The sequence below is a fragment of the Luteolibacter sp. genome (genome assembly GCF_058122085.1).
The window spans coordinates 40,756-51,525 of sequence record NZ_JBIKBQ010000006.1 but is presented as its reverse complement, the minus strand read 5'-3'; the positions used below and the strand labels follow the sequence as shown (position 1 = coordinate 51,525).

General features: G+C 63.8%; 12 protein-coding genes. 7 read left to right on the top strand and 5 right to left on the bottom strand.

The window, feature by feature from the left end; translation table 11 throughout:
• The first annotated feature begins 184 nt into the window (after positions 1-184).
• Positions 185-433: a hypothetical protein gene (locus AC4DF4_RS01960; protein WP_490046431.1), complete on the top strand. Its 249-nt coding sequence runs from the start codon at positions 185-187 to the stop codon at positions 431-433.
• Between the two features lie 76 nt (positions 434-509).
• Here AC4DF4_RS01960 and tyrS read toward each other — a convergent pair whose 3' ends face one another.
• Together tyrS and AC4DF4_RS01950 are read right to left on the bottom strand one after the other, a co-directional pair.
• Complete coding sequence (gene tyrS / locus AC4DF4_RS01955) at positions 510-1,691, bottom strand: tyrosine--tRNA ligase (RefSeq protein ID WP_490046430.1); 1,182 nt, start codon at positions 1,689-1,691, stop codon at positions 510-512.
• Positions 1,692-1,830: 139 nt separating this feature from the next.
• Positions 1,831-2,580 carry a trypsin-like serine peptidase gene (locus AC4DF4_RS01950; RefSeq protein WP_490046429.1) on the bottom strand — a complete coding sequence of 250 codons (750 nt, stop codon included), beginning with the start codon at positions 2,578-2,580 and terminating at the stop codon, positions 1,831-1,833.
• Between the two features lie 250 nt (positions 2,581-2,830).
• Between AC4DF4_RS01950 and metX the strand changes: the two genes are divergently transcribed.
• Positions 2,831-3,982, top strand: a complete 1,152-nt coding sequence (gene metX, locus AC4DF4_RS01945; RefSeq protein ID WP_490046428.1) for a homoserine O-acetyltransferase MetX — start codon at positions 2,831-2,833, stop codon at positions 3,980-3,982.
• 6 nt (positions 3,983-3,988) lie between these two features.
• On the opposite strand, the gene nagZ is transcribed toward metX, so the two are convergent.
• Positions 3,989-5,116, bottom strand: a complete 1,128-nt coding sequence (gene nagZ, locus AC4DF4_RS01940) for a beta-N-acetylhexosaminidase (RefSeq protein WP_490046427.1) — start codon at positions 5,114-5,116, stop codon at positions 3,989-3,991.
• 18 nt (positions 5,117-5,134) lie between these two features.
• Here nagZ and AC4DF4_RS01935 point away from each other — a divergent pair, with 18 nt between their 5' ends.
• Positions 5,135-6,073: a hypothetical protein gene (locus AC4DF4_RS01935; RefSeq protein ID WP_490046426.1), complete on the top strand. Its 939-nt coding sequence runs from the start codon at positions 5,135-5,137 to the stop codon at positions 6,071-6,073.
• On the opposite strand, the gene AC4DF4_RS01930 is transcribed toward AC4DF4_RS01935, so the two are convergent.
• A complete protein-coding gene (locus AC4DF4_RS01930) occupies positions 6,070-6,504 on the bottom strand; it encodes a Minf_1886 family protein (protein WP_490046425.1) in 435 nt (144 codons plus the stop codon). The two genes, AC4DF4_RS01935 and AC4DF4_RS01930, sit on opposite strands and share 4 nt — an antisense overlap.
• A gap of 102 nt (positions 6,505-6,606) precedes the next feature.
• Between AC4DF4_RS01930 and menB the strand changes: the two genes are divergently transcribed.
• Positions 6,607-7,422, top strand: coding sequence for a 1,4-dihydroxy-2-naphthoyl-CoA synthase (gene menB / locus AC4DF4_RS01925; RefSeq protein ID WP_490046424.1), 816 nt, complete (start codon positions 6,607-6,609; stop codon positions 7,420-7,422).
• A gap of 354 nt (positions 7,423-7,776) precedes the next feature.
• On the opposite strand, the gene AC4DF4_RS01920 is transcribed toward menB, so the two are convergent.
• Positions 7,777-9,186 (bottom strand): GH3 family acyl-acid amido synthetase, encoded by a 1,410-nt coding sequence (locus AC4DF4_RS01920; protein ID WP_490046423.1) that lies wholly within the window; start codon positions 9,184-9,186, stop codon positions 7,777-7,779.
• 23 nt (positions 9,187-9,209) lie between these two features.
• On the opposite strand from AC4DF4_RS01920, the gene AC4DF4_RS01915 reads away from it, so the two are divergent.
• The 3 genes from AC4DF4_RS01915 to AC4DF4_RS01905 all read left to right on the top strand — a co-directional run bounded on the left by AC4DF4_RS01915 (position 9,210) and on the right by AC4DF4_RS01905 (position 10,738).
• Complete coding sequence (locus AC4DF4_RS01915; RefSeq protein WP_490046422.1) at positions 9,210-9,845, top strand: hypothetical protein; 636 nt, start codon at positions 9,210-9,212, stop codon at positions 9,843-9,845.
• A 252-nt stretch (positions 9,846-10,097) separates the two neighbouring features.
• Positions 10,098-10,295, top strand: a complete 198-nt coding sequence (locus AC4DF4_RS01910; RefSeq protein WP_490046421.1) for a hypothetical protein — start codon at positions 10,098-10,100, stop codon at positions 10,293-10,295.
• 287 nt (positions 10,296-10,582) lie between these two features.
• Complete coding sequence (locus AC4DF4_RS01905; RefSeq protein WP_490046420.1) at positions 10,583-10,738, top strand: small basic protein; 156 nt, start codon at positions 10,583-10,585, stop codon at positions 10,736-10,738.
• Positions 10,739-10,770 lie beyond the last annotated feature (32 nt).

Genomic DNA, 10,770 nt, shown 5'->3' with positions numbered 1-10,770 from the left:
CCTTGATCCCCAATCCATGATCACCTATCTCTTTCCCGCGCCCCACCACACCAGCTTAGTTTAGCCCCTCCGTGGTCGAACTTTCGGGTCCGCCTCACTTCTTTTCATTTGTGGCCTTTGGGTTTTAAGGAAACAGCCTTCATTCCATTTCCAACTACTCCTGCCCTGTGCGCTTCTTCCGGTGATGATCGGTTTATTCGGCTCCTCACTTGGATTGTATGAAGTGCTGGATTTCAAACCATCACCCTATGCCTGTGAGGTTATTTTCAGACCCGCCGAAGCTGTGCTCCCGCTGCTCGCGGGTTCCTTCCTGTCGACATGTTTCCTTTCCCTGAGTCTGGTGATCTTGTTCATCAAAGGAAGCGCTCTTGCCAAGCAACAACTGATGGCAGGAACCCGTCTCTCGGGAATTCGCCCGGATGAGTCCCCCTGACCTCCATTGTAGCGATCGCCGCTACAGGCGTGGCCGTCGCGGGCTTCGCTGCGGCGGCGGAGCCTCGTTGTTGAGGTCAGACAAACCTCACCGCGTGCTTTTTCGAAAGCTTCAGAACATCGCCGGCGGCCGGTGAAATGGCGGCGTTGGGATCGGTGAGTTTCTCACCGTTAAGCTGGACGGAGCCGGTGGTGATGAATTGCTTCTTCAATTCGCCGTTGGATTTCTCCAGGCCGTAGGCGGCTTGGAAGGCGTGCGCGGTGAGGGTGAGGACGGTGAGATCGGCGGGAAGATCCGAGAGGGGAAGTTCCGGCAGCTCGGCGGCGGCGAGGTCTTTTTTCGAGAAGCGGGTGTCCCAGTCGGCGCGGGCGGCGGGGCCGGCCTCGGGGCCGTGGTAGCGGCTGGTGATTCTCTCGGCGAGCGCCTTCTTGGCGTCCATCGGGTGGCCGGACGGATCGCGCGCCTCGCCTAGCAGGAGCAGGTAGTAGCGGTCCATCAGCTCGTCGGAAACGCTCATGAGCTTGCCGAACATTTCCTGCGGCGCGTCGCTCACGCCGACGTAGTTGCCGTAGGACTTGGACATTTTTTTCACGCCGTCGAGGCCTTCGAGCAGGGGCATGACCATGACGACTTGCTGTGGCTGGCCTTCCTCTTTCTGGAGGTCGCGGCCGACGAGGATGTTGAAGAGCTGGTCGGTGCCGCCGATCTCGACGTCGGCGCGGATTTCCACGGAATCCCAGCCTTGCATGATCGGGTATTGGAGCTCGTGCAGGCGGATTTCCTGGCCGGCGTCGAGGCGGGTGCGGAAGTCCTCGCGCTGGAGCATCTGTTGGAGGGTGACGCGGCCGTTGAGCTTGAGGATTTCCTCGTAGGTCATTTTCCGGAACCAGTCGCCGTTGTAAACGATCTCGGTTTTCGACTTGTCGAGGATCTTGAAGGCCTGGTCGGTGTAGGTGGCGGCGTTGACCAGAACTTCGTCGCGGGTGAGCGGCGGGCGGGTGGACGAGCGGCCGGTCGGGTCACCGACGGTGGCGGTGAAGTCGCCGATGAGCAGCACGGCCTGGTGGCCGAGAAGCTGGAACTGGCGGAGTTTCTCCAGCGCGACGGTGTGCCCGAGGTGGATGTCCGGGGCGGTCGGATCGACGCCGAGCTTGATGCGCAGCGGGCGGCCGAGGCGGAGTTTTTCGAGCAGCTCCTTTTCGGATAGAACCTTGGCGGTGCCGGCGGTGAGTTGGGCGAGTTGTTGTTCGGGAGACATCTTTGGGTAAACGCTGAGAAGCTGAAAAACTGAAAAGCAGAAATGGGACAGGGGAAGAAGGACGCGGGGAGAATGCCCGGTGTGAGGGTGCTGCCAAGTCCGGATGCCGGGAAATCGCGGGGCCGGCGCGGCCGCTTCCTCAGCGGCCCAGCTCGGCCATCGCTCCGCGGATGGCGGCCTGCACCTGCGGATCGCCGTAAAACGGACCCGCTCCGGGGCCGCCGGTGGTGTGCGTTTCGAGCAGGACGAGCTCGCCGTTCTTCCACAAGAACGACGGGTTTCCGCTGTCGCCGACGATCAGGTTCCGCCGATAAACCGGATTCAGTCCGGGGACGAATCCCAGCCGCACGACCCCGCCTGAAACCGCGTCGATCTGGTGCACCGAGAGGGTGTTCGTCTGATCCGAAACGATGACCGGCCTGCCGACGGAGGCGTCGCCCGCGCTGGCGAGCCGGTAGTATTTCACCTCTGGCGGCAACGGCAGGTTCAGCTTGGCCACGGCGATGTCGCCCGCGCCTGTGAGGATTTTCACCGATGAAATGAAGCGCTCGTAAGGCTTGCCCCGCTTGTCATGGAACATCACCGAGACGTTCGCCGGCCTCGTGAAATGGGCGGCCATCACCACGTGGTTGGGAGAAATCAGCGTCGCCGTCCGCGAGTCGTTCCACGAGACGCCGGTGAGATCGAGCTTGGAAGTCCAGTTGTTCCGCCACTTCGATGGGGCCTTCGGCTGGTAGTAGGTGAACAACGTCCCCTTCTCCGCCTCTTTCGGCAGGAAGCCGAGACCGCCTTGCGCCGGCGCGGAACCTCCAGCGGCAAGGCTCGGGCCGTTGGCGGGACCACAGGCGCAGAGCAGGAGGGAAACTGACAGAAGGAGTGCGGATTTCATAGGGCGGGGAATTTCCCGATCGATAGCCGTCGCCCGCCCGACTGGCAAGAGGCTGCCATAAGGGGGGCGGACATTTTTGTCCGCCTGGACGATGGGAAAAGAAAGAGATGAGCTTCGCGCTTCCGCTTTCGCCGCGCATCGACAAGTGGACAAAATGTCCACTCCCCCTTATTTTGCCCATCATGCTCAGTGCCACCCAGAGGTGTTCCCGCCCTTGCCTTCGATGGCGGACGCCGTCTAGGCTCCGCGCATGCCCGCCGCGACCCGCACCCAATTTTTCCAAACCGGAAGCCCCGCCGACCCGGTGAGGCTGCGCGAGGGCGGGCTGCTGCCGGGAATCACCCTCGCCTACGAAACCTGGGGCGAGCTCAACGCCGCGCGATCCAACGCGATTTTCCTCTTCCACGCGCTGTCCGGCTCCCACCACGCGGTCGGCTACAATCCAAGCATCGAAGGGGTCGGCGAACTCTGGCAGCCGGAAATGCACGAAGGCTGGTGGGAAGGAATGATCGGGCCGGGCAAAGCCATCGACACCGACAAATATTTCGTCATCTGCGCGAACTACCTCGGCGGCTGTTACGGCAGCACCGGCCCGGCGTCGATCGATCCGGAGACGGGAAAACCTTGGGGCTCCTCGTTCCCCGCGGTGACCGCGGCGGACCAGGTGGAGGTTTTCGCCTCGCTGCTGGATCACTTCCGCATCCACGCGCTGCACGCGGTGGTCGGCCCGTCGGTCGGCGGCTTGGTCGCGCTGACCTTCGCCACCCGCTTCGCCGAGCGCGTCCACAACGTGATCATCATCGCCTCGGGATTCAAAACCACCGTCCTCAACCGGCTGATCCTTTTCGAGCAAATCCTCGCCATCGAGAACGACCCGCACTTCAACGGCGGCGACTACTACGACGCCGGGGCTCCGCTCTACGGCCTCGTGCTCGCCCGCATGATTTCCCACAAAACCTTCGTCCACCTCGACGCCATCGAGCGCCGCGCGCGGCAGGACGTGGTGCAGCCGGACGACGTGCTCGCCTGGTACCGCGTGCGCGACCAGTTCCAGAGCTACATGCTCCATCAGGGGAAAAAGTTCGTCCGCCGCTTCGACGCGAACACCTATCTGCGGATCATCGACCTGTGGTCGCGCTACGACGCGACCCAGGAAGGCGACGCGGAAACTCCCGCCGACTTGTTCGCACGCGCGCAGCTCGCCGGCCAGCGCTGGCTGGTCTTCTCGATCGACTCCGACTTCTGTTTCTATCCGGAAGAGCAGGCGGAGCTGGTGAAGCATCTGGAGGAAGCCAAGGTCGACGTCATGCACATCATCGTGCATTCCGACAAGGGCCACGACTCGTTCCTGCTGGAGCCCGACCTCTACACCCCGCACATTTCCTGGGTGCTCGGGAAATGACGCGGCTCAGTAATCCGCCACCGGGCTGCCGGCCTGCGTGATCTCGATTTCGGGAACCTCGGCCGCCAGCTTGGCGAGCGACTCGCAGGTCTCCCGCCACTTCTTGTCCGACCAGACGAGCGGCCCGCGGAGCTTGCGGCGGAATTTCTCCACCCGCTCGCGCGCGTCCTCCGTCATCCAGTGCGGCAGCTCGGCGACCGCCCGCGCCGCGATCTCCGCGGTGTCCGTGCGGTGGCAGATCAGCGCCAGATCGTTGCCCGCTTCGATGGCGAGCTTCACGTCCTGGCCGCGGCCGTAGCGCGTGGTGATCGCGCCCATGTCGAGGTCGTCGGTTAGCACGAGGTGCTTGTCGAACCCGAGCTGGTCGCGGAGGAAGCGCCGGATGATCCGCGGCGAGAGCGAGGCCGGGAAATCCGGGTCGATGTTAGGAAATTCCACGTGCGCCAGCATGATCGCGTCCAGCTCGGGCATCAGCGCGGTGTAGGGGATCACGTCCTCGCGCAGCAGTTCTTCGAGAGTCGCCGGCGACGAGGGCAGATCGTGGTGCGGGTCGGATTGCGCCCGACCGCAGGCGGGGAAATGTTTCGCGCAGCTCGCGATGGAGCGCTTCCGCAGCCAGCGGTTCCAGTGGCCGGCGTAGTCGATCACGCGCTGCGGATCGCGCCCCCAGCAACGGCCGCGCAGCGCGTTCTGGGTTTCCGGGAAATGATCGAGATCGAGGACGGGCGCGAAGTCCAGATTGAAACCTAGCAGGCGCAGCAGGTCGCCGGTGAAAGCCCCCGCTTCCGCGATTTTCAACATGTCCGCCTTCGCCGCGAGCGCCGGAGCGGAAGGAGCCGCCGGGGCGATTTCGCGGGTCCGCGTCACCCGCCCGCCTTCCTGGTCGATGGCGATGATCGGCGTTTCCGAGGACAAGTCGCGGAGGTCGTCGGTAAGCTTCCGCGTCTGTTCGGCGGAGACGATGTTGCGAGTGAAAAGGATGTAGCCCGCCGGTTGCAGCTTGCGGAAAAGCGCCGCCTCCTCCGGAGAAAGTTCCGGTCCGGCGATCCCGAGCACGAGCAGTGAGCCATCCATCATCGCCGTGACAACAGCAGTCCGGGCGGGCTTTGTCGAGCCTTGCGCGGGTGGATTCAAGCTGAGAGACTTCCGCCATTGGAAACGGTTTGGAAAAACGATCTGCCCGAGGGCTTCGACCCGATGACGTCCAAGGAGCTGCGGCAGAGCTTACGGCGCGGCAGCTTCGTCTATCCGTTTCTTGCGATCCAGCTATTCGCCGTGGTGGCGATGGCCGCCGAATTCCAGCTCGGCCACGCCGCGGAGAGCTCGGAATACAACGGCGTGCTGAACCTCTCGCTGCTCTGGACGTCCGGGCCGTTCTGGATGGTCGTCTCCGCGATCTGCCTGCTCGTCATGCCGCTGGGCGGCCTCGTCCTGATGGGCCAGGAACTTGAGGAAGGGAATCACGAGCTGCTCCTGCTCACCAAGCTGGACCGATGGAAAGTCGTCTTCGGGAAATTCGTCACGCTGTGGGGGCTTTGCGCGCTGACTTTCGTTTCGCTGCTGCCCTACGTGGTGGTGCGCTACATGGTCGGCGGGATCGAGTGGTGGCACGAGGCGGCCTGCGCCGGAACCGTGTTGGGAGGCTCCGCCATGATCAGCGCGGGTGCCATCGGCGCGTCGGCGTTCAAAAGAACCGGCGTGCGGGTGGCGGTGCTGGTGCTGTTTCTCGCGTCGATGGCGGTCGGCTGTGGTGCGCCGCTGCTAGGGATCGGCGCGCAAAGCGGCGGCTGCGGCTGGATCTATCATTTCACCGCGCTCGCGGCGGTGGCCTGCTACTCGCTGATGGGCCTGGCGCTGGCCCGCTCGCGCCTGCGGCTGGCGGTCATGGCCTACGAGGTGCAGCCTAGCGGAATGATCATCGGCCTGCTCGTCTTCGCTCCGTTCATCCTCGGGCTGGTGACTGCGGTCACGGTCGGCTGGGGCGGAGCCGCCGGATTGCTGGGACTGGCACTCGTCGCGGTGCGGATGGACGTGACGCCGAAAGCCCCGAAGTCGATGCCGCCGCCGCCACCGGATTTGCCCGCGGCTTAGGAAATCGCGCGCTGCGAGCGGCGCGCCTGCTTCGGTGCCGCTGCCCGGCTTTTCGGCAGGAAGGGAACGATCAGCGAGGCCTCGAAATCGAAGACCTCGGAGAAATCCTCCTTTTTGTCGGAGTCCTGTTTCCCGAAAACCTGCTCCTCGATGAGGTTGAAAACCATATCGCCGAGATCCTGGCATTTGCGGATACTCCACTCGGTCATCAGCGTGGAAGCCATCGGCCCGAACTGCTCCAGCGCGTAATCCCGGCAGCCTGCCAACAGCTCCGGCCCGCTGACGTGGCGCGCCTGGCCGCCGTTGGACTCGGCGATCCGCTTGAGCGTGAAATCCAACGCGTCCTTGAGGAAAAAGTAAGCATGCGGGTCAAATCTCTTGTCGCGTTTCAGGATCGAAACGACGGATTGCTCGAATTGCATGGCTTGCATGCGCGGGAACATGCAAAAACCGGGGTGCCGTGTCAAAGCGCTTTAAAAAATCGCCGCGATTGCCGGATTGCCGGGCGGCGGCGGATCATTCAGGCTCCCGCCATGTGGACCACCGCGCGCGAATTCGAGGACATCCGATACGAAACCACCGATGAGGGAAGTATCGCCAAAATCACCATCAACCGGCCCGAAGTGCGCAACGCCTTCCGCCCGCAAACCGTGAAGGAAATGCTCGTCGCCTTCGACCTCGCCCACGAGGACCCGAAAGTCGGCGCCATCATCCTGACCGGTGCCGGCGACCTCGCGTTCTGCTCCGGCGGCGACCAGAAAGTCCGCGGCCACGCCGGCTACATCGGCGAGGACGGCGTCCCGCGCCTCAACGTGCTCGACCTCCAGAAAAAAATCCGCTCCCTGCCCAAGCCCGTCGTCGCCATGGTCGCCGGCTACGCGATCGGCGGCGGCCATGTTTTACACATCGTCTGTGACCTCACCATCGCCGCGGACAACGCGCGCTTCGGCCAGACCGGCCCCAAGGTCGGCTCGTTCGACGGCGGCCTCGGCTCCAGCTACCTCGCCCGCATCGTCGGCCAGAAAAAGGCCCGCGAGATCTGGTACCTCTGCCGCCAGTACGACGCGCAGCAGGCGCTCGACATGGGGTTGGTCAACACCGTCGTGCCGCTCGCCGATCTCGAAAAGGAAACCCTCCAGTGGTGCCGCGAGATGCTCGCCCACTCGCCGCTCGCCCTGCGCTGCCTCAAGTCCGCCCTCAACGCCGACTGCGACGGCCAGATGGGCCTGCTCGACCTGGCCGGCAACGCCACCCTCCTTTACTACATGAGCGAGGAAGGCCGCGAAGGGAAACAAGCCTTCCTCGAAAAACGCCCGCCGGACTTCTCGAAGTTCCCGCGCGTGCCGTGAAGATCCCTGGCCCGCAGCGAGACGAGAATGCCGGGCCGCTTCGTGACTTCTGAGCTGTGGAAATCGACGCTCCCGGCAATCCCTAACGGACCACCGCCCGGGCGGGTCAGATTCTAGCCGCGTCGAAGGCGAACGGCTCTTTCCAGACTGGCGGCGCACCGTCCCAGCCCACAAGGAAATGGCGGCCGTATTCCTTCCTCGCCTTCAGCCCGCCAAGCGCGGCAGCGAGCGGATCCGCGGCGGAAAGTCACAGCAATAGCAGCCTGCTGTCATTTCCCGCCAGAGCCGCAGAAAGCAGTGCCCGGAATAAATCCTCGATCGCCACGTGGTCGGCCTCGCCAGCCCGGCGGAATATCAACCCAGCCATGCCGCCACCTCCTCCGGCGATTCCCGGGTGATCAATACAGGTGGTTTCACATCGCCGATGCGGCAGCCGCGGTGCCTGGCAAGCGCGCCCGTTAGCCGGAGACACCATTCCCCGGGCAGGCGGCGGATCCGCAGCTCAGCAAGCTGCCGGAGGGCGAGCGCCTGGTCGAAATTGGGATTCTGGCGCAGTTGTTTTTCAACCGCTCCCGCGTACGATGGGTCCTCAAGCCACAGGTCGTAGCCGGGGCGATCCGGATCGGCCACCAGAAACCCGCGGCTGGCTAACGCCTCAGCGACTTGCTCCTCATGAAGCTTCTCCCCTACCAGATCCGAGACGGTTCCGGCGCGCCCCACGAAGCGGAGCCGCGGCAGGCCGTCCGCGCCGATGCCGGTCACCCGCACGCGGTCGCCGCCGCGGTAGCGGTAGAGACCGCCGCCAGTGGTGAGAAGGACTTCGTAAATCCGGCCTGGCTGGAGATCGGGGATCGCGGTGAAATCCCCCGCTTCGTCGAGAAATTCATGCCAATGACATTCGCTAACCAGCCGCGGGCTGCCGTCGATCGCATCCGGAACGGAGCTGACGCCTTCAGTCGCTAGCAGGCCTTTTCCCTCGATCGGAATCCCGCCGAGTCGCTCGCGCAGACGCGGAATCCATGGCGCGCTCGACGCGTCCGCCCAGCAGCTCACCAGCGCGAGTCGCGGCCAGATTTCCCGCCACGTGAAATCGCCGCGCAAGCGGCGCACGGCGGCATCGACGCCCAGCAGAAACGTCGGGCCCCACACCGAGACGACGCTCAAGTCAGGTGTGGCGAGCAAGGATTCCGCCGTTTCCTCGAAAACCGATTCAGTTTTCCCGCTCAGTTCAGGAACCACCAGCCACTTCGCCAGGCGCCCGCCGATCTCGTCCGGGAAATACGCCGCGTCGCTGGTCATGCCCACCGGCAGCCCGCCGGGCGTGGTTTCCTGATTCATGCCCGGCGGCGAAATCGCCCAGTAGGCCCGGCCCTCGAAAGCTTCCGGCCGGCGGATTTTCCAAGCGCCGAACCACGCGGCCAGCCCGCGGGCGAACTCCCCTCGCAGGCCCGAGGTGATAGGAATCCACTTCGCCCGCGACGAGGTGCCGGACGTGCGTTCGAATCCGATCGGCTCGTCGCACGCGAGCACCCGCATTTCCCCGGCTGCGGCGCGGTCAATCCAGGGCCGGTGTTCCTCGTAGCTCATCGGCGGAACCGCCTCGCGGAAATCCTCCGGGCTGCGGATCGAGTCGAAACCGTGGGCCCGGCCGAACGCGCTATCAGAATGCTTCTCCAGCAGCTCGCTCAGCCGCGGCCAGCCATCGCCCGTCGGCGCGGACCCGCGCTCCAGGGAAGCCAGCAAAGCGGCGGCACGTGGATTCATGGCGCATTTCCCCGGAATGCGGCGTGCCGTGGAAGACCGGGCTGCCGTGGCTTTCGCGGCTGACGATTTACGGAGCGGACGGAAAGTCGCGCGGCCACCTCCGGCAATGGTCGTGGGACGACGTGATTTTCCGCCGCGAGCTGAAACTCATTTCACCGACGAAGGACGGCATCACCGTGTTCCGGGCTGAGAAATCCTTCGCGCTCGGGCAGTCTGCGGTGCGGGCGGGCGAGATGCTGGTGGCGCGCTGGCCGGACGCGAACGCGCTGGTCCGGGTGGAAAAGGTCGCCGCCAACGATGTGATCTATTTCCGTCTGCCGGATGCAGCGGGCGAGGATTTCGCGGGAGCTTCGAAATCCATCGGCGATCCGCAGGCGCGGGAGCGGATCATGGAATTCGCATCACTGGCAGAGGCGGCCGCAAAAGGTCAGCCCCAGGAAAAGGCGCAGGCGATGGTCGCGCTGGGCGACGCGTTCGAAGCCGCATGGAAACGATCAAGAAAGAACGCCGACGAAACATTTTCCCAAGGCGGGGCAAGTTTGGTTCTGCGGGAAAACGGCCATGCGCTCGGATTTACCAATCTGTTCGAGGATCTGACGCTCTTCTATCAAGTTCCGGGCCTGCCCAAGGAAGCTCGCGACGAATACATCCAGCTGTGACTGCGCTGCAGTGATTTCCCGGAGTTCCGCTCTTGGCAGAGCAAGCCCGATCCGCGCCCGGCGGCGGCGGAGCTCTTCAGGCATGCGCGGGCAAATCCTGCGCTCGCTCCGCTGCGGGATTTCATCGACTACGCGGAGCTCTATCTGAGCGCGAAGGAGGGTGACACACTTGAGGGTCTTGAAAAAGAATGCCGTGCGTTTCTCGAAAGACAGCCTACCCCGGCCCGTCGCGAGGCGTGCTTTCTGCTTTTGATGCGCACGATCTATCGACAACAATCAGCGCAGGGGAACGCGGAAAATACCGACGGAGCCGATACGGAACCCGTCATGCGGGAATTCCACAAAGAGCCTTTAGATGCGGTTATCGCCATCGCTCCGCATTGCATGGACCACCCGCCGCGCTGTCTCACCGCGATGCTGGAAGATGAGTTGGGACTTGGTGCGGAGTAATCGCAGATCCGGTATTGAGATCACAACGCGCCAACGGGCGACACATGGGGTCGCGGCTCACGGATTAGCAGTTCTTATCCGTTGATCTGCAAGCGAGATCACCGATCCCATTCATCCCTGTTTTACGCGAGGCAAAATTCGGGCGCAGCCCGGACGTGAAATGACCGAGGTGAACCGGGGCGGCGGCTTCCGACCGCCGCCATGGAAAAATTTCCCCTTTTTCGGATTGCCACGGGGAAAAGCCGTCCCTAGTTTCCGCCTCCCGCGATCTTTAACCTCATTCCGAGATGTCCAAGCACAATAGCCTCAAGTCCAATGCCACCGTCGGCGGCAAACGTTCCGTTCTCAAGCGCTTCGAGCGCGTCAAACTCCTCAAGGAGCGCGGCGAATGGAAAGCCGGCAGGTCCCCCGTCGGACTTCCGAAGACCAAGCACGAGGGCTAACCCCCTGGCTTCTTCCTCAGACGACACCACTT

Coding starts and splice junctions, on each gene's coding strand:
- AC4DF4_RS01960 (WP_490046431.1), top strand. CDS start 185: ATGATCGGTTTATTCGGCTCCTCACTTGGATTGTATGAAGTGCTGGAT.
- tyrS (WP_490046430.1), bottom strand. CDS start 1,691: ATGTCTCCCGAACAACAACTCGCCCAACTCACCGCCGGCACCGCCAAG.
- AC4DF4_RS01950 (WP_490046429.1), bottom strand. CDS start 2,580: ATGAAATCCGCACTCCTTCTGTCAGTTTCCCTCCTGCTCTGCGCCTGT.
- metX (WP_490046428.1), top strand. CDS start 2,831: ATGCCCGCCGCGACCCGCACCCAATTTTTCCAAACCGGAAGCCCCGCC.
- AC4DF4_RS01930 (WP_490046425.1), bottom strand. CDS start 6,504: ATGCAAGCCATGCAATTCGAGCAATCCGTCGTTTCGATCCTGAAACGC.
- menB (WP_490046424.1), top strand. CDS start 6,607: ATGTGGACCACCGCGCGCGAATTCGAGGACATCCGATACGAAACCACC.
- AC4DF4_RS01920 (WP_490046423.1), bottom strand. CDS start 9,186: ATGAATCCACGTGCCGCCGCTTTGCTGGCTTCCCTGGAGCGCGGGTCC.
- AC4DF4_RS01910 (WP_490046421.1), top strand. CDS start 10,098: ATGCGCACGATCTATCGACAACAATCAGCGCAGGGGAACGCGGAAAAT.
- AC4DF4_RS01905 (WP_490046420.1), top strand. CDS start 10,583: ATGTCCAAGCACAATAGCCTCAAGTCCAATGCCACCGTCGGCGGCAAA.